Below are 21559 nucleotides of genomic sequence, written 5' to 3' on the forward strand. Positions count from 1 at the left end.
TGGCGGCATGAGCAACCAGAGCCCCTTCGGCGCCCGAGGCCCCGCACTCTTCCCCGTTCTGCCCAAGGGCGAGGTGCTCGCGACGTACGAAACCTACTTCGAGGCGCAGGCCGCGGTGGACACGCTCGCGAAGGCGGACTTCCCGGTCAAGAAGCTTTCCATCGTCGGAAACGACCTGAAAAGCGTCGAGCGGGTGACCGGCAAGCTCACCTGGGGTCGGGTCGCGCTCGCCGGGGCGGCCTCCGGCGCCTGGCTCGGGGTCTTCTTCGGGCTGCTCTTCTTCATCTTCTCGCCCGCCGGTGCCGGCCTGCCGTTCGTGCTCGCCGCGGTGCTGATCGGCGCCGGATTCGGCATGCTGTTCGGGGTCGTCAGCTACGCGCTCAACCGCCGCCGCCGCGACTTCACCTCGACCATGCAGGTCATCGCGAGCAACTACCAGGTGATCGTGGATGCGGCGCTGGTCAACCGGGGACGCAACCTGCTCGCCGGGCACGCCGAGGCAGGCGCCGAGGCGCCGGCCGCGCCGCATCCGTCGGAGCCCCCGCGCAGCGCCGACCCGGTGACCCCGCCGGCCCCGGAGGTCTGACGCTCCCGCCCTTCGGCAACTGTTGCCGGGGCGGACAGTTGTGGCCCGCACACCGGCAGCAGTTGTCCGCACCGGCAACATTTCTGACCGGGGCGGGGCGGTGAGGAGGGCGGTCCTCAGACGGTGAGGGCGGCGATCCAGGCCTCGACGTCGGCCGAGGTGCGCGGGATGCCCGCGGACAGGTTCTCGGGGCCGTCGACGGTGATCAGGATGTCGTCTTCGATCCGCACGCCGATGCCGCGGAACTCGGCCGGCACGGTGAGGTCGTCGGGCTGGAAGTACAGTCCGGGCTCGATCGTGAACACCATGCCGGGTTCGATGACGCCGTCCATGTACATGTCGCGGCGCGCCTGGGCGCAGTCGTGCACGTCGAGACCGAGGTGGTGGCTGGTGCCGTGGACCATGTAGCGGCGGTGGTGGCCGTTGTCGGGCAGCAGCGCCTCCTCGGCGGAGACAGGCAGCATGCCCCACTCCGCGGTGCGACGGGCGATCACGACCATGGCCGCGGCGTGCACATCGCGGAACACCGCGCCGGGCCGGGCGACGGCGAACGCGGCATCCGCTGCCTCGCGCACGGCGTCGTAGACCATGCGCTGCACGGGCGTGAACGTGCCGTCGACCGGGAGGGTGCGGGTGATGTCGGCCGTGTAGTAGCTGTCGACCTCGACCCCGGCGTCGAGCAGGATCAGGTCACCCGGGGTGACCGGCCCGTCGTTGCGGGTCCAGTGCAGGATGCAGGCGTGGGCACCGGACGCCGCGATGGTGTCATAGCCGACCGCGTTGCCGTCGGAGCGGGCACGGGTGTTGAACACACCCTCGACGAGGCGTTCGCCGCGGAGGTGGGAGCTGGACCGGGGAAGGTCGCGGATGACGTCGTCGAAGCCGTGCGCGGTGGCCGCCACGGCGAGGCGCATCTGGGCGATCTCGTAGGAATCCTTGACCAGGCGCAACTCGGAGAGGTCCCGGGCGAAGTGGTCGTCGGGTTCGTGCTCGGCGTTGATCTCCAGGCTGAACGGGGAGTCTGACGCGTTGGTGGTGAGCACCTTCTCGGCGGCGAAACGCAGCCGGGCCTCGTCGACCTCGTCGGTGAAGAACGGGTCCGCCTCGCGCACGACGACGGTCTCGCTGTCCACGGCCTCGAGCACGGCGGACAGGCCGGCGATGCCGCGCACCCGCAGGGCGAGGTCGGCGGCGACCTGGGCGATCGACGGGCGCGGGCCGATCCAGAACTCGCCGATGTCGGGGTTGGCGTAGAACTCGTCGGAGTCGCGCCCGGCGCGCTCCCGGAAGTAGAGCGTGGCGTCGTGGCCGGTCTCGGTCGGTTCGAGGACCAGCACGGCGCCCGGCTCGGAGTCGCTGCCCCAGCCGGTGAGGTGCGCGAAGGCGGAATGCGCGCGGAACGCGTAGTCGGTGTCGTTGGAGCGCTGCTTGAGCCGGCCGGCCGGGATGATCAGCCGGGTTCCCGGGTACATCGCGGAGAGCCTGGCCCGGCGGGCGGCCGCGAACGGGGCCTGCTCCCGGGCGGGCGGCGGTTCGGCGGTGCGCTCGGCCCAGGAACTGGAGATATAGGCCTTGAAACCGGCCGACCCGGGCGTCGTGGACCGGTTCTCGTTCGATCGGGGGGCAGGGGTGATCGCGGATTCGTTGGGGTTGGCCATGCGCCCATTGTCCCATTCCCGGCCGGGCGCGCGCTGTGGGCTGTCCGGGGGGAGGTCAGCGGGGCGAAAGGGTCGCGACGATCGGGCGGTGATCGCTGCCCGCGGCATCCTCTGACTCGATCACGCTCATGCTGTCGGTCTGCCAGTTCGGCGTCGAGAGCACATGGTCGATCGGGCTGCCGAGCAGGGGAGGAACGAACGTCGGCCAGGTGCCCACCGCCCCGGACCCGGCGGCCAGCGCCGCGTCCCGGCAGTCACCGAGCACGGCCGAGCCGGAAGATTCCCGTCCGGACATATGGTCGACCGTGGAGTTGAAGTCCCCGGCCATGATCACATTCTCAGCCGTGCACTGGCGGGCCAGCCAGTCGAGGTCCGAGCGCCAGTTCGACATCTCCCAGTTGATCGGGGCGACGGCGTGCACCGCGATGATGGTGGGCCTGGAGGCATCGACGGGCCGGGCGACGACGGTCGGAAGCACATTGGTGTTGCCGGGAGGGCCGGAACCCGCGGCGCTGCTCACGGTGTAATCACCGAGGTCGGGGCTGATCAGCAGGGTGGTCGACCGTGCCTTGGAGACCAGGTCGAACGCGATGGTGTGCACCCACATCGGCCGTCCGGCCTCCCGCATCGCCTCGGCGACCTTCACTCCGGTGGCCTCGGTCGTCTCCGGGAGGGTGACGATGTCGGCGCCGCGGTCGATCGCGAGCCGGGCGATCGCCGCCGCCCCCGGTTCGTCACCGAGGGTGTTCCAGCTGAGCACGGTGACGTCGCCGGTGGTGCCGGCGGATGCCGGGGGCCGCTCGGCCGCCGACGCCGGCTGCACGCCGATCCCTCTGGCGGCAAGCACGGCGGCGTTGCCGACCCCGAAGAGGAGCAGCAGCACGGCGAGGGACCCGGCCAGGCGTCGCAGCGGCCGGATCGCGGCGAGCAGGGCCAGCACGACCATTCCGGCAGCGGCGACGGCCACGCCCAGTCCGCGCAGGGAGACGGCGTGGGCGAAGACCCAGCTGTTCTGCAGGCCGAACGACTGCGGCCAGCCGACGGCGAACAACGCGAGGGCGGAGCCGCCGAGGACGAGGGCGGTGAGGATTCTGGGCAGCATGGAGTGACCATGCTAGGCGACCCGGCTGGGCGACGCCTCTGCCCGGCCCAACTAGCATGGGGGAATGGCAGGCGAACGGCGATTCAGGGGTCCCATCGACCTGCACACCCACTCGAGCGTGTCCGACGGCACCGAGACCCCGGCCCAGCTCGTGCGGGCCGCGGCCGATGCGGGGATCGGCACGATGGCCCTGACCGATCACGACTCGACCGCGGGCTGGTTCGAGGCGGCGGCGACGGCGCGCACGATGGGGATCACCCTCATTCCCGGAATGGAATTCAGCACCAGGGTTTTCTTCGCCAGCGTGCACCTGCTCGCCTACCTGTTCGACCCGTCCGACGCCGGCATCGTCGCCGAGACCTCCCGGGTGCGACAGGCCCGACTCGTGCGCGCCGAACAGATGGTGGAGAGGATCGGGGCAGACTACGCGCTGACCTGGGAGGACGTGCTCGCCCAGACCACCCCGGATGCGACCGTCGGCCGTCCGCACATCGCCGACGCCCTGGTGGCGCGCGGCCTCGCGCTCACCCGGAGCGAGGCGTTCGCCGGGATCCTGCACTGGGATGCGGGTTACTACCAGCCGCACTACGCTCCGGACCCGCTGCGCGCGATCGAGCTGGTGCGCGCGGCCGGGGGAGTTCCGGTCATCGCGCATCCGGCGACCCGGGGCGTCCAGGACGTGATCCCGGAGGCCCGGCTGAAACGGCTCGTCGAGGCCGGACTGTTCGGGCTGGAGCTGGAGCACCGGGAGAACAAGCCGGCCGCGAAGGCCCGGCTCTACGAGCTCGCCGCGAAGTACGGTCTGTTCGTCACGGGCTCGAGCGACTACCACGGCGCGGGCAAGCCCAACCGGCTGGGGGAGAACACGACGGCGCCGGAGGTGCTGGAGGCGTTGATCGCCCAGGGCACCGGCTCGGAGCCGGTCTTCGGTTAGCCCGCCGGGGTCGAACTCGTCCACCGGGGACGGGCTCGACCCGGCGGTTCAGCTGGCGGTGCCGGACTGCGGTGCGCTGCGGCGGGTGCGGCTGCGACGCCGCGGGGCGCTGTTGCCGTCGTGGTGCTCGGCGCCGCCGCCGTCGTGGGTGCCGGCCGCGGGGGTGGCGGCCGGGGCATCCGGGTTCGTGGACTGGCCGACCCGGGTGCGGTTGCGTCCGCGACCGGCGCGGTCGCCGCCCTGGTCACCCGCACCGGAGCTCGCACCGGCGCTCGCACCGGCGCTCGCACCGGCACTGACGCCGGCGCCGACGGATGCCGGGCGACCCGAGCCGGAGCGGCCGGAATCGGAGCGGCCGGCGCCCGAACGTCCGGAGTCGGAGCGACCGGAGCCCGAACGGCCCGAGTCCGACCGGCCGGAGCCGGAGCGACCCGAGTCGGAACGGCCGGCACCGGCCGGCGCCTCGCGGACCGGCGACGCGCGGAGGCGACCCTTCGACCCGGTCGGGATGTTCAGGTCGGTGAAGAGGTGGGGCGACGAGGAATACGTCTCCATCGGCACGGGCGTGCCGAAGTCGAGCGCGTTGTTGATCAGCGTCCACTTGTGCATGTCGTCCCAGTCGACGAAGGTGACGGCGATGCCGGTCTTGCCCGCGCGCCCGGTGCGGCCGACGCGGTGCAGGTACGCCTTCTCGTCCTCGGGGATGGTGTGGTTGATCACGTGGGTGACGTCCTCGACGTCGATGCCGCGAGCGGCGACATCCGTAGCGATCAGGATGTCCTTCTTGCCGGCCTTGAACGCGGCCATCGCGCGTTCGCGCTGTTCCTGGTTGAGGTCGCCGTGCACGGCGGTGGCGTTGAAGCCGCGGTCGCCGAGTTCCTCGACGAGTTTGGCGGCGGCGCGCTTGGTGCGGGTGAAGATCACGGTCTTGCCGCGGCCCTCGGCCATCAGGATCCGGCCGATCACCTCGTCCTTGTCCATGTTGTGCGCGCGGTAGACGAGGTGCTCGATGTTAGCCTGCATCAGGCCCTCGTCGGGGTCGCTCGCCCGGATGTGGATCGGCCGGTTCATGAACCGGCGGGCGAGGGCCACGATCGGGCCGGGCATCGTCGCCGAGAACAGCATCGTGTGGCGGGTCGAGGGGGTCTGCGAGAACAGCTTCTCGATGTCGGCGAGGAAGCCGAGGTCGAGCATCTTGTCGGCCTCGTCGAGCACCATCTCGCTCACGTTGGCGAGGCTGAGCAGGCGTTGGCTGGCAAGGTCGAGCAGACGGCCGGGGGTGCCGACCACGATCTGGGCGCCGGCCTTGAGCTGTTCGATCTGGCCCTCGTAGGCCTTGCCGCCGTAAATGGAGACGATCTTCGTGTCGCGGTTGCGGGCGGCGAGTTCGAGGTCTTCGCTGACCTGCACGCACAGCTCGCGGGTCGGCACGACGACGAGCGCCTGCACTCCCGGTGCGGGGTTGAGGCCGAGGCGCTGGATCAGCGGGAGGCCGAAGCCGAAGGTCTTCCCGGTTCCCGTCTTGGCCTGGCCGATGATGTCCTGGCCGCTGAGGGCGAGGGGGATGGTCTGGACCTGGATGGGGAAGGGCTCGAGGATGCCTTTATCGGCGAGGGCCTGGACCATGTCCTGGTCGATATTAAGTTCGGAGAAAGTCACGAATGTTTGCCTGTCATTAGCTGGATGCGTTGAATGCGCCCGTTTTCTGCCTCGGGCACCGGCCACCGATCCATGCCGATGGCGTGGTCCAACCTTACCGGGCGACCCCTGTGAACTTGATGAGGCGCTCCGCGGGGACCCGCACTGTCCTATGCTGGGCGTGTGATCTCGTGGCTCGATCGGCGCGCCAAGCGTGTGGAGATCCCTCGTCCGTCGACCAGGGGAGCACGTCTGTCGACCACCAAGGTGGACATCGCCGACCTGACCCCCGAGTTGCTTCCCTACCTCGGCCAGGCGGCATATTTCGAACTGGGAATGTTCGAGAACCTCGCCCAGGCGATCAGGCTCGCCCCCGACCTTGACTCCAAGGAGGGGCTGAGCGCGGCCGCAGGCCGGGCGCTCGCCAAGCACCAGGGTCTCGTCGCCGAGATCCGCCGGCGCGGCGGGGAACCCTCCGAGGTGATGGCGCCGTTCGTGCCCGCCCTCGACGGCTTCCGGGCGAAGACCATGGGGGCGGACTGGCACGAGCTGCTGCTCAGCTGCTACCTGGCTGGCGGCCTGCTCGACGACTTCTTCATCCGGCTGTCCGACGGATTGCCCGGCGACGTCGGCCCGAGGGTCGCGCACCTGCTCGGCCAGGGCGCGGGCACCGACGTGCTCGTGAAGCATCTGAAGGCCGCCATCGACGTCAGCCCCGGACTCGGCTCGCACCTGGCCCTCTGGGGGCGCCGCCTGGTCGGCGACACCCTGCTCGTGGCGCGGTCGGCGATCCCGGCCGCCGTGCCGGCGGACGGTGCGTCGGTGCTTGCTCACGGCACGATGCCCGCTCACGGCCCGGCATCCGCTCACGGCGAGGCGCAGATCGAACCCGTCTTCACCGAACTCATCGCGGCGCACACGCGCCGGATGGACGGGCTCGGCCTCACCGCCTGACCGGCGACACCGAGCGGTCGCCGAACAGGGTCAGGCGTGCCCGAACAGGGTCAGGCGTGCCCGGGGTGCCCGGTCTTCATCAGCGTGTGCAGCATCCGCCGGTCGCCCTGCGAGCGCGAGCGGCCCAGCTGGAGGTCGGCGGCAACGGATGCGAGCGCGGCGAGGCCGAGGGACACCCACCAGATCCAGCCGCCGTCCCACGCCCAGCCGAGCCAGGTCAGCGCCACCCAGGCGACCGACGCGACGGCCGTGCCGACGGCCGGCACCAGCACGGAACCGTGACTGTGCCGCCCGGGCAGCAGATATCGGGCCGCGAGCCCGAGCAGCGTGCCGCCCAGGGCGACGAAGAGGAGCTCCATGGCTGGTTAGGCCACGAAACCGACGCGGCGGGAGGTCTCGGCGCCCAGCTCGACATACGCCAGCCCGATCGTGGGGACGATGTAGACCCGGCCCTTGCTGTCGGAGAGCTTGAGGTAACCGGTCTGCCCGGCGAGGGCGGCAGCGACCGTTTCCTCGATCTCGTTCGCGGGCTGCGAGGTCTCGAAGCCAATCTCCCGGGGAGAGTTGAAGATGCCAATGCGGATATCCACCAGATGCGCCTTTCGTTGCCTAAGCGCCCAGATTACGACAGAACGACCCACCCTCCCGACATCGTTCACTGTCGGCGCAACCGGCTAGCTTTGAAAACGTGACAACCCTGGGATTCGCGCAGCGCACCGACACCGATTCCGCCGCCGATGGAGCCGCGAACCCGGCCGGGTCCGGCCCGTTCAGCCGGGAATCCGGGCCGAACCCGGTCGGCCTCGACGAGGTGCAGCGCGCCGTGGTCTCCCTCGCCGACGGCGTCTCGGCGGCCGTGATCGGCGCGCCGGGCACCGGCAAGACCACGGCCCTGGTCGAACTCGTCGCCGACCGGGTGCTGCAGCGCGGCTACTCGCCGAGCGAGGTGCTCGTGCTGGTGCCCACCCGCACCGGGGCCACCGCCCTGCGTGACCGTCTCGCCCTGCGGCTGGGGGTGCCCACCAACGGCCCTCTCGCCCGGACCGCCAATTCGGTGGCGTTCCAGATCGTGCGGGACGCCGTGGCCCGCGCCGGCGGCCCCGCCCCGACCCTGCTCACCGGTGGCGAGCAGGACCAGATCATCGCCGAGCTCCTCGAGGGTCACCGGCTGGACCGGTCCGGCCCCGACTGGTCGGCCACCCTGGGCGCCGACGTGCGCGCCCTGCGCGGTTTCCGCACGGAGCTGCGCGACCTGATGATGCGCGCCGTCGAATACGGCGTGACCGCGGACGCCCTGGCCGGGCTCGGCCGCAGCAACGACCGGCCGGAGTGGGTGGCCGCCGCCGAGTTCATCCGCGGCTACGAAGACGTGAAGGACCAATCCAGGCCCGGCCAGTACGACTCGACCGAGCTGGCGCAGTTCGCCGCCGCCGTGGTGGCGGAGGCCCCGGCCGGACCTGCCGGGGCCGCCGCGATCGGCGCGCTCGCCGGGCTGCGCCTGATCGTGCTCGACGACGCCCAGGAGCTCACCCAGGGCGTCCTGACCCTGATCCGCCAGTTCGCGGCCCGCGGGGTGGCCATCGTCGCCGTCGGCGACCCCGACATCAGCACCGGGTCCTTCCACGGCGCCCACCCGGATGCCCTCGGCCGGCTCTCGACCTACCTGGGCGGCATCCCGGTGACCACCCTGGTCCTCGGCACGGTCTACCGGCACGGCGACGCTATCCGCCAGGTGGTGCGCGGGATCAGCCATCGGATCGGCGCCGCGGCCGCCGGCATCCAGCGCGCAGCGGCCGTCCCGGGCGTCGCGGCGGCAGGGGAGGAGCCCGACGCGCCCGCCGTGCAGGCGATCCTCGCGACCAGCCCGGCCGATCAGCTCGCGGTCGTCGCCCGCCGCCTCCGCGAAAGGCACCTGCTCGGCGGCATCCCGTGGGGCCGGATGGCGGTCATCGCTCGCAGCGGCTCCCTGGTGCCGTCGCTTTCCCGCGGCCTCGCCGCGCTCGAGGTGCCGACCCAGGTGTCGAGCGCGCAGACCGCGCTGCGCGACGAATACGCGGTGCGTGCGTTCATTCTCGCCCTCGAGATCACCCTGGGACGCAAGACCCTCGACGCCACGACGGCAGTCGACCTGCTCCGCGGCCCGCTCGGCGGCCTCGACCCGATCACGCTGCGCCGTCTCAAAGCGGCACTGCGCCAACAGGACCTGCGCCAAGAGGACCTGCGCCAACAGGACCTGCGCAAACAAGAACTCAGCCAACAAGAACTCAGCCAACAGGAACTCAGCCGGGACGACCTGCCCGCAGGCGGCCCGCGCAGCGCGGACGAACTGCTCGTCGACGCCCTGGCCGACCCCGGGCTGCTGGGCGGAATCGACAACCGCACCGCCCGCCGGGCGGCGAGCTGCGGCGAAAGCCTGCGCGCGGCGGCCGTCGAATACGACGCCGGCGCCACGATCGAGGAACTCCTCTGGGGACTCTGGCAGCGCAGCGGCCTGGCCAGGGAATGGCACGACCAGGCCGCCGGCACCGGCATCGTGGCCGACGAGGCCAACCACAACCTCGACGCCGTGGTCGCGCTGTTCTCCGCCGCCCAGCGCTACGTGGAGCGCACCCCGGCCGCCCCGCCGGTCTTATTCCTCGAACACCTCGTCGACACCGACGTGCCCGAGGACACCCTGGCTCCGCGCGCGCTCGGCGACGCGGTCGTCGTCTCCACCCCGAGCGGACTGATCGGCCGCGATTTCGACCTCGTCGTCATCGCCGGGGTGCAGGCGAACGTCTGGCCCGACCTGCGCATCCGCGGCTCGCTGCTGGGCGCCGGCGACCTGGCGGCGCTCGCCGCCGGCCTCGTGCCGCAGCCGGGCGGGGAGCGCACCGCCGTGCTGCACGACGAACTGCGGATGTTCGCCCAGTCCGCCAGCCGCGCCCGCACCGAGCTGCTCGTCACCGCCGTCGACAATGAGGACAACGAGCCGTCGGTGTTCCTGCGGCTGCTGCCGGACGCCGTTTCGACCGGCGACCTCGACTCCGGCGACGCCAGCCGCTACCCGTTGTCGCTGCGCGGCCTGGTCGGCCGGCTCCGCCGCGACCTCACCCGGTTCGGCGGCGTTTCCGGGCCCGGCGACGAGGCCACGGACCGGGCAACGGAGGCGGCGGCCACCCTCGCCCGGCTCGCCCGGGAGGGGGTGGCCGGTGCGGCCCCCGGCGAGTGGTACGGCCTCACCGATCCGAGCACCGTGCGCCCGCTCAACGACCCGGAGGCCGGCGACGGGCCGGTGCGGGTCTCGCCGTCCCGGATGGCCGCGTTCGAAACCTGTCCGCTGCACTGGGCGATCGGGCAGGTCGGCGGCGGCACGTCGAACACCGCCGCCAACCTCGGCACGATCATCCACAAGGTGCTGGAGGAATCCACCGACCGCAGCCCCGACGCCCTCTGGCAGGCCGTCGACGCCCGCTGGAACGAACTGCACTTCGACGCCGACTGGCAGTCACGGCTGCAGAAGGTCGAGGCGCGGGTGCTCACCGACCGGCTCGCCTCGTACCTGCTCGACTTCGAGCACACCGGCGGTGCCCTGCTCAGCGCCGAGGGCACCTTCGCGCTCGACGTGGACGGCGCGGTGCTCTCCGGCACGGTCGACCGGGTGGAACGGCTCCGCGACGGGCGGGCCGTGATCGTCGACCTGAAGACCGGCCGCGGCGACCCCATCAGCGACGCCGGCGTGGCGGAGCATCCGCAGCTCGGCGCCTACCAGCTGGCCTTCACCGAGGGCGCCATCGACGGCATCCCGCCCGGCACTCCGCTGGCCGGCGCGCGCCTGGTGATCGTCTCCTCCGGCACGGTCAAGCAGAACTACCGCAACCCGACCCAGCCGGCCTTCACCCCCGACGAGCTGGGCGCCTTCCGCCGCCGGGTCGGTGAGGACGCCGCAGGGATGGGCGCGGCCACCTTCGTCGCCGAAATCAGTTCCCACTGCCTCGACCCGCGCTCGCACGGGTCCTGCCGAATCCACGTCATCAAGCAGGTCAGCTCATGAACGCACCCCTTTCCGCCGCGCAGAAACCCGCCGCCCGGAACCCCGCCGCCTGGAGCCCCGCCGCCACAGCCCCGGTCACCCGGATCTCGGCCGTCCAGATCGCCGAAGCGCTGGAGATGTTCCCGCCGACCGTCGAGCAGCAGGCCGTGATCGAGGCCCCGCTCGCCCCCACCCTCGTCGTGGCGGGCGCGGGCAGCGGCAAGACCGAGACGATGGCGAACCGGGTGCTTTGGCTGCTCGCCAACGGGCACGCCAGGCCCGACCAGATCCTCGGCCTCACCTTCACCCGCAAGGCGGCCGGCGAACTGGCCGAACGGATCGGCAAGCGGATCGACCAGCTCGACGCGAAGGGCCTGCTGCCGCGGGGCGAACCGGCCGGGCCCGACGGGCCGCCCGCCGACTCGCCGCCGACAGACTCGCCGCCGACAGACTCGCCGCCAACAGACTCCACCGACCTGTTCAACAGCCCCACCGTCTCCACCTACAACTCGTTCGCCAGCCGCCTGTTCACCGACAACGCCCTGCTCCTCGGCCGGGAACCCGAATCGGTGCTGCTCAGCGAGACCAGCGCGTGGCTGCTCGCCCGGCGGGTCGTGGTCGAACACGGCGACCACCGGCTCGTCCCGTTCGGCAAGAGCGTCGACGCGGTGACGGATGCCGTGCTCGCGTTCAGCCGGGCCCTCGCCGAAAACCCGCCCCCGGTCATCCCGGGCCGGCCGGCCGCCGGCCACGACCTGGCCGGACTGGCCGACGGTTTCGCCTACCTGCGCGACCTGCCCTTCGGCAACCCGCGCAAGAAGATCCCCTACGCCTCGGTCGACGAGTCGCTGGCCGCCGTCGGGCCGCTGCCGGTGCTGTTCGAACTGGCCGAACGGTACTGCAGCGAAAAACGCCGGCTCGGACTGATCGAGTTCTCCGACCAGGTGGCGCTCGCGCTGCAGGTCTGCCAGAAGGTGGAGAAGGTCGTCACCCGCTACCGCGACCAGTACCGGGTGGTGCTGCTCGACGAATACCAGGACACCTCCGTGCTGCAGACCGAGCTGCTGCACACCCTGTTCGCGCGTCATCCGGTGATGGCCGTCGGCGACCCGCACCAGTCCATCTACGGCTGGCGCGGGGCCAGTTCCGCCAACCTGCTCGGCTTCTCGCAGAGCTTCGCGGGCCTCTCCAACGCCGAGGCCCCGTCGATGTCGCTCTCCTACACCTGGCGCAACCCGGTGACGGTGCTGGGCGCGGCCAACGCGCTCGTGGCGCCGCTGAGCGACGCGCTGCGAGCCCGGCCCGACGGCATCCAGGTGGACACGCTCAAGGTGCCGGCCGGCAAGGAGACCGGCACGGTCGAGGCCTGGATGAGCGAGACCATCGCCGAGGAGGCCCGCACGCTCGCCCGCTGGTTCGCCCAACGGCTCGCCCCGGGCGGGGACCACTCCGGGGCCATGCTGTTCCGGGCCCGCCGGGAGATGGAGTTCTTCGCGGAGGTGCTGCGGGAGAACGGGGTGCGCGCGCACGTGCTCGGCCTCGGCGGGCTGCTGTCCACGCCCGAGGTCACCGATGTCGTCAGCGTGCTGCGCGTCGTGGCCGACCCGGCGTCCGGCAGCGAACTCGTGCGGCTGCTCAGCGGCGGCCGCTACCGGGTGGGCCCGCGCGACCTGCAGCAGCTCGCCGCGGTGGCGCGCTGGCTGGCCGCCCACGACTGGGCCCAGCAGGCGGTCACCGACGAACTCAAGGCCAGGATGCGGGCATCCGTCGCCGTCGACGAGGGTGCCTCCCTCGTCGACGCCCTCGACTTCGTGGCGGCGGCGCCCGACCGGCACGGGCAGCTCGCCGGTTTCAGCGAGCCGGGCCTGGCCCGGCTGCGCGCCGCCGGCCGCCAGCTCGCCTGGCTCCGCTCCCGGGCCGGCCTGCCCCTGCTCGACTTCGTGCGGCTGATCGAACAGGAGACCCTGCTCGACGTCGAACTGATCGCCAACGAGGCGAACGGCCTGGGACTGGCCAACCTGTACGCCTTCCATGACACCGTGTCCGCGTTCCTCGCCAGCGACGAGATCGGCAGCCTGGCCGGCTTCCTGCGCTGGCTGGCGCGCGCGGAACGTGCCGACGACCTGGGCCCCCGGGTCGAGCCGTCGGAGAAGGGAACCGTGCAACTGCTCACCGTGCACGGCGCCAAGGGACTCGAATGGGACTACGTCGCCATCCCCAACCTCACCGAGAAGAGCCTGCCGGCCCAGACCCGGGAGGGCGCAGGCTGGCTGCGCTTCGGCGAACTGCCCTACCCGTTCCGCGGCGACCGCGCAGAACTCCCCGAGCTGCACTGGCACGGGCACGAGACCCAGCTGTCGTTCGACCTGGAATTCACGGCCTACAAGGAGCAGCTCGCCGCCCGCCACGACGATGAGGAACGCCGGCTGATCTACGTCGCGACCACCAGGGCCCAGCGCGAGCTACTGCTCACCGGGTCGTTCTGGGGCAGCGGCAGCACCATGCGCAAACCGAGTCGCTACCTGTTGGAGCTCGCCGCCGCAGGCCTGATCGGCCCGGTCCCGCTGGTCAGCGACGCGTCGGAGAAGCCCGACGCCGGCCTCGACCAGGCGGAACGGTGGCCGTTCGATCCACTCGGCACCAGGCGTGCCGTCGTCGAGGCTGCGGCCGCCCGGGTCGACCGGGCCGCGGAGGCAGCCGAGGCGGGCACCGACCTGGCGACCCGCTGGTCGCACCCCGTGACCCTGCTGCTCGAGGAACGGGCGCAGCGCCTGGCCGGCTCCGGCCTGATGCCGCTGCCCACCCGCATCTCGGCCTCACGGTTCAAGGACTTCGTCGACGACCCGGCCGGCACCCTGGCCCGCCTGCGCCGCCCGATGCCCGAGCGCCCGTACCGGGCCACCCGGCTGGGCACCCTGTTCCACTCCTGGGTGGAGCGCCGTGCCGGCGGCGCCAGCGCCGGGGACGTCATCGACGCGGACCTGGGTGAGCTCGACCTCGGCGACCTGGACCCCGACGCGTTCGACCTGGACCTCGACCAGGACCAGCCGCTCGAACAGGCGCAACTCGAACGGCTGCAACGCACCTTCGAACGCTCCCCGTGGGGCAGCCTCGCGCCCGAGGAGGTGGAGATCGAGATCCACCACGTGCTCGCCGGGCAGGTCTTCGTCTGCAAGCTCGACGCCGTGTACCGCACCGACACGGGCTACCAGGTCGTGGACTGGAAAACCGGCCGGGCGCCGAAGAATGCGGCGGACCTGGAGCTCAAGCAGACCCAGCTTGCGCTCTACCGCCTGGCCTACGCGCGCTGGAAGGGCATCGACCCGGCCATCGTCGACGCCGTGTTCTACTTCGTCGCCGACGACACGGTCGTCGCCCCCGACCGGCTCTACTCGGAGGAGGACCTGGTCGCGGCCTGGTCGTCGGTCGCCGGCCCGGCGTCGATCTGAACCGTGCCGATCGGCCCGGTCGCGTCGTCCGCGAACGGGCCGGCCGTGGTGTCCGACGCGGCCCCGCCGACGGAGTCGGCCGAGCCGGCAGAGTCATCGTCGAACTCGCTCGGCCCGAACTCGGAGAGGTTGTAGGCATCCGTGTGCATCGACGAGCCCAGGTCGCGGCGGGGAATGCCGCGCGGCGTGGCGGCGAGCATATTCTCCACGTCGGTGACGTCGAGGATGGGCCCGGTCTTCGGCGACAACGGATGCATGGTGTTCGTGTGCACGCTGTCGACCAGGCCGTCGAGCATGGCCACGGCGTCGTCGACGATCGACTGGTTGCGGGTGTCGGTGCCGTGCAGCAGCCAGCGGGCCAGCTCCAGTTCGGCGTAGAGCATGGCGCGCTGGGTGATCCGGGGGTCGTTGCCCTGGCGAGCGGCGGCGTACGACGCGACGGCCGTCTCGCCGGCCGCGCCGCGCGACGCCAGTAGCCAGTTCAGGTCGCGGGCCGGGTCGCCGACGCTGAGCGCCGACCAGCCGAGCACGCCGGAGACGGCATCGTCGCTGATCAGGAACGACTCGGCCGACATCGACCCGTGCACGACGCAGGGGGCGAACTGCCAGAGCGAGTCGTCGTCGGTGGCCAGCTCCCACCGGCGGAGCAGCGCCGCGGGAAGGTAGCCGGTCGCCGCGGCGCGGTCGATCAGCTCGATCGTGGACGTGCGGCACTCCTCCGCGCTCTGCTGGGGGAGACCGGCGGTGCCGACGAACGCCGTCGGCAGGCCGTGGATCGCGGCGATGGCACGCCCGATCGAACCGGACACCCCCGCGTGGCCGGTCAGGGCATCCGCGTCGAAGGAATCGCCGGGCAGCAGCTCATAGACGATCGCGCGGGTGCCGCTGAGCGGAGCCTGGCCGACGAACTCGGGCACGTCGAACGGCAGCCGGCTTCGGGTGCCGGTCGTCAGCGCGCGCAGCGCCACGAGATCGGCGGATTGCTCGGTCTCGGCGGCCTGGCTGGCCGGCACGCGGATGATCAGCGTGCGGCCGTCGCTGTCGATGAGCAGGGCAGAGTCGAAGGCGCCGTGGGCGCCTGGGGTGCGCGCGCTGGACCCGTGCAGCCGAGCCTGGACCACGTCGAGGCCCGGGACAGCGGAGGTGGCCAGCGCGGCTAGAGTGAGGTGGGATCTGGCCATGCCTACTAGGTTAGGTCGACTTCCCCCCGGCGCGGTTGTCCGCCACGCCCCACACCTACTCGGCTGTCACGCCAGAGCCCGAAGGGGTCACCATGTCGTTCTCGTTCACGGCCCGGTTGCCGCTGTCCCGTCACGCGGTCGACCGCGACCATGAGACCCGGTCACGGCCGGGACTGTTCGACGAGTTGTGGGCGGATGCCGGCACCCGCGTGCTTGTGCTCTGGCGCGGCTCCGTGCTGCTGGCGCCCGCCGCCGGCAGCGCTGACGCCCCGCGGATTCTCCTGCTCGAGCCGCAGACGGTGCCGGAGCCGACCGTTCGGGTCTACCTCGGCCGGTCGCTGGCCGAGGACGCCGCCGAACCGGTGGGCACCCGGCTGGTGGCCGCCGTGCTCGGCGACGAGGCCGCGCACGCGCTCGAACCGCGCCCGGAGGCGTGGGCGTCGCTGCGCACCCTGGCCACCGAGCTGTCCGACCGTGACGCCGGCCTCTTCACCGAGGCCCTCGGCCTGGCCAACTGGCATGTCTCGCACCCGCACTGCCCGCGCTGCGGCGCCGCGACCACGGTCGAGTCCGCCGGCTGGAGCCGGCTCTGCCCCGTGGACGGCGGCCAGGTCTTCCCGCGCACCGACCCCGCGGTGATCGTGCTGATCACCGACGCCGACGACCGCATCCTGCTCGGCTCGAACGCGCTCTGGGAGAACAACCGGTATTCTCTGCTGGCCGGCTTCGTCGAACCGGGCGAGTCGCTCGAAGCCGCGGTGATCCGGGAGATGTTCGAGGAATCCGGGCTCCGGGTCACCGACCCGGTCTACCTGGGTTCCCAGCCCTGGCCGTTCCCGGCCTCGATCATGTTCGGCTTCACCGCCAGGCTCGCCGACGGGCAGTCGCCGGGCGGGCTGCTGCCCGACGGGGAGGAGATCCTCGACCTGCGCTGGTTCAGCCGCGACGAACTCCGCGCGTCGGGGGCGAGCATCATCCTGCCGGGACGCTCGTCGATCGCCCGGGCGATCATCGAAGCCTGGCTGGGCGAACCGATCGACTTCGGACCGGACCAGGTGCACGGATGGCGCTGACCGGCGACGAGCTCCTGGCCGGCCTCGACGACCAGCAGAGAGTCGCCGCCGAGGCCCTCGTCGGGCCCGTCTGCATGCTTGCCGGCGCGGGCACAGGGAAGACCCGGGCGATCACCCACCGGATCGCCTACGGCGTGCTGACCGGCGCCTACGCGCCCGACCGGGTGATGGCCCTCACCTTCACCGCCCGCGCCGCCGCGGAACTGCGCGGCCGGCTGCGCCAGCTCGGCGCCGGCGGGGTCGCCGCGCGCACCTTCCACGCCGCAGCACTGTCCCAGCTCAACTACTTCTGGCCGCACGTCGTCGGCGGTCAGGCGCCCCGCATCCTCGACGGCAAGGGCCGGCTGCTCGGACACGCCGCGGAAACCCTGAAGCTGAAACTGGACACGGCCACCCTGCGCGACCTCGCCGCCGAGATCGAGTGGCGCAAGACCAGCGGGCTGAGCATCGAGCAGTATGGCGCGGGCATCGCCAGGCGCAGCCTGCCCGGGCGCCTCGACGTCGACCAGGTGATGGCCATGCAGGAGAGCTACGAGCGGCTCAAGGACGAGCGCAAGCAGATCGACTTCGAGGACGTGCTGCTCGCCATGGCCGGCATGATCGAGGCGGAACCGTCGGTCGCCCTGCAGGTGCGGGAGCAGTATCGGTTCTTCATCGTCGACGAATACCAGGACGTGTCGCCCCTGCAGCACGACCTGCTCACCCTCTGGCTGGGCGAACGCCGAGACCTCTGCGTCGTCGGCGACGCCAGCCAGACCATCTACTCCTTCGCCGGGGCCCGCAGCGACTACCTGCTCAACTTCCCGAAGCGGTGGGAGGATGCGACGGTCGTGCGGCTCGAGCAGAACTACCGGTCGACGGCCTCGATCGTGGCCGCGGCGAACCAGCTGATGCGCGGCCGGGCGGGCGCCCTCACCCTGCACGCCCACGCCAGCGAGGAGGGTGTCGTGCCGATCGTGCGCGAGTACCCGAACGACATGGCGGAGGCCAGGGGAGTGGCGCAGAGCATCCTCGACCTGATCGAGGGCGGAACCCGCCCGGAGAACATCGCCGTGCTCTACCGGATGAACGTGCAGGCGGCGGCGCTGGAGACCGCGCTCGGCGACATCGGCGTGAACTACCAGATCCGCGGGTCGAAACGGTTCTTCGACCTCGCCGAGGTGAAGCAGGCGGTGATGCAGCTGCGCGCGGCATCCGTGTCGATCATCGGCGAACCCCTGTTCAAGTCGGTCAGCGATGTGCTGCGCTCCCTCGGCTGGAGCCAGAGGGCACCCGACGCCGCGGGGGCGGTGCGCGACCGGTGGGAGTCCCTGAACGCGATCATGGGCCTTGTCGACCAGGCCGCCCCCGGCACGACCTTCCGCCAGTTCACGGACGAGCTGATGGAACGCCAGGCCGGGCAGCATGAGCCCACGGTGTCGGCCGTGACCCTGGCCACCCTGCACTCGGCCAAGGGCCTCGAATGGGACGCCGTGTTCCTGGTCGGCCTGTCAGAGGGGCTGGTGCCGATCAGCTACGCCGCCGGCTTCGACCAGATCGACGAGGAACGGAGGCTGTTGTACGTGGGCATCACCCGGGCACGTCGGCGGCTCGGCTTGAGCTGGTCCGCGGCAGGCCACCAGCAGCGTTCCCCGCGCGAGCAGTCACGGTTCCTGGCAGAGATCGGCATCCGCACCGCTCGTGTGGCCGGTGCTCGCGGCGCCTGATCGCCCCTGTCGTCACATCGAGCACCAGTGACGTGCGGGTCAGGCCCGACCGGCCGGTGTCCAGCCGGTCCTGCACGAGGCCGGCGACGCGCGCGGCGACGTCGATGCCCAGCCGGCGGGTTTCGGTGGGGGCGGTGCGGGTGAGGAGTTGGCAGGCGATCGCGGGCCAGGCCGGGTCGGAATCGAGGTGGGCCAGCTCGAGGCAGTAGAGGCACGGGCCGACCCCCGGTTCCACCAGCGGTCCCACGCGCACCTCGCTGTCGCTGAAGACCACCGGCAGGTGCGGCACGTCCCCGCGCAGCCAGCGGCCGTGCCGGGCCGGCTCGAGCGCGTAGTGGCCGATGATGACCGCCAGTGCGGGCGGGTTCGGCGCGGCAGGATTCACGGCTGCACGGTGCGGCCGGGCCGGTTCGTGGGCGGGGCCGACGACCAGCAGGCCGAGGTCGCGCAGCAGCGCTCCGATCCGCAGCGCGGTCGGGCCGTCCCCGTCGACGCAGACGAGGGCGGCGGAGCGCGGCGACGCGGCGACGGGGACCGGCTCCGCGCCGGTGGACCAGGGCCCGCGTTCGGCCGTGACGATGAGGGCAGGTCGCAGGGACTCCAGCAGTGCCAGGGTGGCGGCCTCGGGCGTCCCGGCCCGCCGGCCGAGCATCATCGCACCGGAGTGCGGCACCCCGGAGACCAGGGCGGCGAGGACATGCTCCAGTCCGGCGCCGACCTGGGAGATCACGACGAGGGGATGGTCGATTCCGATCTGGATGGTGTCTGGGGTGCGCCAGACGAGGGGATAACGGGGATTGAGGCGAAGAGTCATGCGGTGATGATGCCGGAGTCCGTGCCCGCCCGCGCGAGTAATCCACAGGGTCGACGGGCCGGCGCGCCTGGACCGGCACGGGTCGGTGCACAGGTCCGCCCGATCCTCGGCTCCAACCCAGATTGCGCCCTTATGCTGGCCGCATGACGGCCAGAAGAGTTCTCGTGACCGGCGCCACCGGATACATCGGCGGGCGCCTTGTTCCCCTGCTGATTGATGCCGGGAACGAGGTGACCGTGCTCGTGCGGTCGCCGCAGAAACTGACCGATGTGCCCTGGAAGGACCGGGTCCGGATCGTGCAAGGGGACCTCGGCGACGCAGCCGGAGTGCGGGCGGCGCTCGCCGGGATCGACACCGTGTACTACCTCGTGCACTCGATGGGCACCAGCGGCGACTTCGAGCGTACCGAGCGTGTCGCCGCGCAGAACGTGGCCGACGCCGCCGCCGCCGGTGGGGTCACCCGGATCGTGTACCTGGGCGGGTTGCACCCCGATACCGCCGAGCTGTCCCAGCACCTCCGGTCCCGGGCCGAGGTGGGGCGGATCCTCCTCGCTTCCGGCGTGCCGACGGCCGCGCTGCAGGCCGGGGTCGTGATCGGCTCCGGGTCGACCTCGTTCGAGATGATCCGGCACCTCACCGATGTGCTGCCGTACATGCCGGCGCCCAAGTGGGTGCGCAACCGCATCCAGCCGATCGCTGTCCGCGACGTGCTCTACTATCTGGTGGCCGCCGCCGACCTTCCCGCCGACGTCAACCGAACGTTCGACATCGGCGGCCCCGACGTGCTCCGCTACGGCCAGATGATGAATGGCTACGCTCTCGAGGCCGGCCTCCGCCAGCGACCGATCGCTTCGCTGCCCGTGTTCACACCGTGGCTCGCCTCGCAGTGGGTGAACCTCGTCACCCCCATCCCGCGCAGCCTCGCCGTGCCGATCATCGCCTCGCTCCAGAACGACTGCGTCGTGCACGAGCGCGACATCGACCAGTACATCCCGCGCCCGCCCGGAGGCCTCACCGGGTACCGACGGGCCGTGCGCCTCGCCCTCGGGCGGATGCGCGACGGTGACGTCGAGACGAGCTGGCGCAACGCGTCGATCGAGGGTGCCTCGAGCAACCCCCTGCCGAGTGACCCCGACTGGGCCGGCCACCTCGTCTACACCGACCTGCGGGAGAAGCACACGGCGGCGAAACCTGCCGACCTCTGGCGCATCATCGAGAGCATCGGCGGCGACAACGGCTGGTACTCGTTCCCGCTGGCGTGGGCGGTGCGTGGCTGGATGGACAAGATCGTCGGCGGCGTCGGACTGCGGCGCGGCCGCCGGGACCCGCAGCGCCTGCACACCGGTGACGTGCTCGACTTCTGGCGGGTCGAGCAGATCGATCGCGGCCGGTTCCTGCGGCTGCGGGCGGAGATGCGCGTCCCCGGGCGGGCCTGGCTGGAGATGACCGTGGAACCGGCGCCCGACGGCGGTTCGATCTACCGCCAGCGGGCCGTGTTCTTCCCCCGCGGGCTCGGCGGCCGGCTCTACTGGTTCTCCATCCTGCCGTTCCACGGTGTCATCTTCAGTGGCATGGCGAACCGGATCACGGCCGCCGCGGCGGCGTCGAAGCAGGCCTCCGTCGACGCCGAGGCCGCCGCCGTCGACACCTCACTGCCGGCCGGAAAACACTAGGCCGACTGCCCCGCCCGGGGCATGATTAACGAACGTGAGGGAGGCCGTTATGTCGCAGACTGTGGTGTTCGTGGGGGATGGCCTCACCGTCGCGGGACGCTGGAACGAGTGGCTTCCCGAGTACGAGGTGCAGAATCTCGCCGTGAGCGGGTATACGACCGACGAGGTGGTCGCCTCGCTGCCGAAGGTCGTCGCGACGGCACCGGATGCCGTCGTGCTGCAGGTGGGCACGAACGACCTGGGCTGGCGGCGCTCGGACGAGTACATCGTGCGCAACCTCGAGACCATCATCGTCGAGCTGCGCAAGCACCTGCCGGGTGCCCGGATCCTGGTGGTCTCGGTCCCCCCGCGCGAGCGGGACTACAGCCATCTCCTCCGCTCGATCAATCGCCATCTCCGCCAGTTCGCGCCCACCCAGCACGCCCAGTTCCTCGACCTCTGGCCGTCGATGGCCGAGCCGGACGGCGAGCTCGCGATCGCGTTGACGACGGACCGGCTGCACCTCAGCGACGAGGGTTACGCGGCCTGGGTCGCCGAACTCAAACCGGCGCTCGAGTTCCTGTTCCAGAGGCCGCCGTCGAGCACGGCGATCCCCATCCAACACGTCTAGCCCGCGCGCAGGCGAGCCCCGGTGGTCGAGCTTGTCGACCCCGAGCCCCGGTCCGGTTCAGCTGCGGGCTTGGCTGGCCTGCTGGGCGCGGTGGGTGGCGCCGGGCTGCCAGGTGGTGGTGGTTCCTGCCCAGGCTGGCGCCTTGACCTGGGGTTTGCCGCGGATCATG

Annotated in this window: 15 protein-coding genes; 9 read left to right on the forward strand and 6 right to left on the reverse strand. The window is 71.6% G+C overall.

The annotated features are described in order from the left end of the window. Positions 1 to 7: 7 nt before the first annotated feature. The gene (locus E3O48_RS09050) at positions 8 to 586 is read left to right on the forward strand and encodes a general stress protein (protein ID WP_134538157.1); all 579 of its coding nucleotides are present in this window, start codon (positions 8 to 10) and stop codon (positions 584 to 586) included. Between the two features lie 116 nt (positions 587 to 702). Here E3O48_RS09050 and E3O48_RS09055 read toward each other — a convergent pair whose 3' ends face one another. Further along, positions 703 to 2244 carry an aminopeptidase P family protein gene (locus E3O48_RS09055; RefSeq protein WP_174774778.1) on the reverse strand — a complete coding sequence of 514 codons (1542 nt, stop codon included), beginning with the start codon at positions 2242 to 2244 and terminating at the stop codon, positions 703 to 705. A 55-nt stretch (positions 2245 to 2299) separates the two neighbouring features. Beyond that, positions 2300 to 3346 carry an endonuclease/exonuclease/phosphatase family protein gene (locus E3O48_RS09060; RefSeq protein ID WP_174774779.1) on the reverse strand — a complete coding sequence of 349 codons (1047 nt, stop codon included), beginning with the start codon at positions 3344 to 3346 and terminating at the stop codon, positions 2300 to 2302. 64 nt (positions 3347 to 3410) lie between these two features. Here E3O48_RS09060 and E3O48_RS09065 point away from each other — a divergent pair, with 64 nt between their 5' ends. Further along, on the forward strand, positions 3411 to 4280 hold the full coding sequence (locus tag E3O48_RS09065) for a PHP domain-containing protein (RefSeq protein WP_134538161.1): 870 nt from the start codon (positions 3411 to 3413) through the stop codon (positions 4278 to 4280). Positions 4281 to 4328: 48 nt separating this feature from the next. Here E3O48_RS09065 and E3O48_RS09070 read toward each other — a convergent pair whose 3' ends face one another. Beyond that, entirely contained in the window at positions 4329 to 5939 is a 1611-nt protein-coding gene (locus E3O48_RS09070; RefSeq protein ID WP_134510632.1) for a DEAD/DEAH box helicase, read from the reverse strand. Positions 5940 to 6101: 162 nt separating this feature from the next. Between E3O48_RS09070 and E3O48_RS09075 the strand changes: the two genes are divergently transcribed. Next, complete coding sequence (locus E3O48_RS09075; RefSeq protein ID WP_241982467.1) at positions 6102 to 6872, forward strand: ferritin-like fold-containing protein; 771 nt, start codon at positions 6102 to 6104, stop codon at positions 6870 to 6872. Positions 6873 to 6922: 50 nt separating this feature from the next. Here the strand turns inward: E3O48_RS09075 and E3O48_RS09080 are convergent, their stop codons facing one another. Beyond that, the gene (locus E3O48_RS09080) at positions 6923 to 7231 is read right to left on the reverse strand and encodes a hypothetical protein (protein ID WP_134538163.1); all 309 of its coding nucleotides are present in this window, start codon (positions 7229 to 7231) and stop codon (positions 6923 to 6925) included. A gap of 6 nt (positions 7232 to 7237) precedes the next feature. Continuing rightward, a complete protein-coding gene (locus E3O48_RS09085) occupies positions 7238 to 7462 on the reverse strand; it encodes a DUF3107 domain-containing protein (protein ID WP_134510634.1) in 225 nt (74 codons plus the stop codon). A 98-nt stretch (positions 7463 to 7560) separates the two neighbouring features. Here E3O48_RS09085 and E3O48_RS09090 point away from each other — a divergent pair, with 98 nt between their 5' ends. Next, complete coding sequence (locus tag E3O48_RS09090) at positions 7561 to 10905, forward strand: ATP-dependent DNA helicase (protein ID WP_241982468.1); 3345 nt, start codon at positions 7561 to 7563, stop codon at positions 10903 to 10905. Then, entirely contained in the window at positions 10902 to 14333 is a 3432-nt protein-coding gene (locus E3O48_RS09095) for an ATP-dependent DNA helicase (RefSeq protein WP_134538165.1), read from the forward strand. The genes E3O48_RS09090 and E3O48_RS09095 overlap by 4 nt, the downstream gene beginning before the upstream one ends. Here the strand turns inward: E3O48_RS09095 and E3O48_RS09100 are convergent. Next, positions 14273 to 15514: a phosphotransferase gene (locus tag E3O48_RS09100; RefSeq protein ID WP_134538167.1), complete on the reverse strand. Its 1242-nt coding sequence runs from the start codon at positions 15512 to 15514 to the stop codon at positions 14273 to 14275. The two genes, E3O48_RS09095 and E3O48_RS09100, sit on opposite strands and share 61 nt — an antisense overlap. A 92-nt stretch (positions 15515 to 15606) precedes the next feature. Between E3O48_RS09100 and nudC the strand changes: the two genes are divergently transcribed. The 4 genes from nudC (at position 15607) to E3O48_RS09120 (ending at position 21390) form a co-directional block, all read left to right on the forward strand. After that, positions 15607 to 16587, forward strand: a complete 981-nt coding sequence (gene nudC / locus E3O48_RS09105) for an NAD(+) diphosphatase (RefSeq protein WP_134538169.1) — start codon at positions 15607 to 15609, stop codon at positions 16585 to 16587. After that, complete coding sequence (locus tag E3O48_RS09110) at positions 16578 to 18293, forward strand: ATP-dependent helicase (protein ID WP_134510639.1); 1716 nt, start codon at positions 16578 to 16580, stop codon at positions 18291 to 18293. Before nudC ends, E3O48_RS09110 begins: the two co-directional genes overlap by 10 nt. 957 nt (positions 18294 to 19250) lie before the next feature. After that, a complete protein-coding gene (locus tag E3O48_RS09115; protein ID WP_134538171.1) occupies positions 19251 to 20780 on the forward strand; it encodes an SDR family oxidoreductase in 1530 nt (509 codons plus the stop codon). Positions 20781 to 20829: 49 nt separating this feature from the next. Next, positions 20830 to 21390: a GDSL-type esterase/lipase family protein gene (locus E3O48_RS09120; protein WP_134538173.1), complete on the forward strand. Its 561-nt coding sequence runs from the start codon at positions 20830 to 20832 to the stop codon at positions 21388 to 21390. Positions 21391 to 21559: the final 169 nt, after the last annotated feature.

The organism is Cryobacterium sp. HLT2-28, from assembly GCF_004402495.1.
GTDB lineage: Bacteria > Actinomycetota > Actinomycetes > Actinomycetales > Microbacteriaceae > Cryobacterium > Cryobacterium mannosilyticum.

Coding starts and splice junctions, on each gene's coding strand:
- E3O48_RS09050 (WP_134538157.1), top strand. CDS start 8: ATGAGCAACCAGAGCCCCTTCGGCGCCCGAGGCCCCGCACTCTTCCCC.
- E3O48_RS09055 (WP_174774778.1), bottom strand. CDS start 2,244: ATGGCCAACCCCAACGAATCCGCGATCACCCCTGCCCCCCGATCGAAC.
- E3O48_RS09060 (WP_174774779.1), bottom strand. CDS start 3,346: ATGCTGCCCAGAATCCTCACCGCCCTCGTCCTCGGCGGCTCCGCCCTC.
- E3O48_RS09065 (WP_134538161.1), top strand. CDS start 3,411: ATGGCAGGCGAACGGCGATTCAGGGGTCCCATCGACCTGCACACCCAC.
- E3O48_RS09080 (WP_134538163.1), bottom strand. CDS start 7,231: ATGGAGCTCCTCTTCGTCGCCCTGGGCGGCACGCTGCTCGGGCTCGCG.
- E3O48_RS09095 (WP_134538165.1), top strand. CDS start 10,902: ATGAACGCACCCCTTTCCGCCGCGCAGAAACCCGCCGCCCGGAACCCC.
- E3O48_RS09100 (WP_134538167.1), bottom strand. CDS start 15,514: ATGGCCAGATCCCACCTCACTCTAGCCGCGCTGGCCACCTCCGCTGTC.
- nudC (WP_134538169.1), top strand. CDS start 15,607: ATGTCGTTCTCGTTCACGGCCCGGTTGCCGCTGTCCCGTCACGCGGTC.
- E3O48_RS09110 (WP_134510639.1), top strand. CDS start 16,578: ATGGCGCTGACCGGCGACGAGCTCCTGGCCGGCCTCGACGACCAGCAG.
- E3O48_RS09115 (WP_134538171.1), top strand. CDS start 19,251: ATGACGGCCAGAAGAGTTCTCGTGACCGGCGCCACCGGATACATCGGC.
- E3O48_RS09120 (WP_134538173.1), top strand. CDS start 20,830: ATGTCGCAGACTGTGGTGTTCGTGGGGGATGGCCTCACCGTCGCGGGA.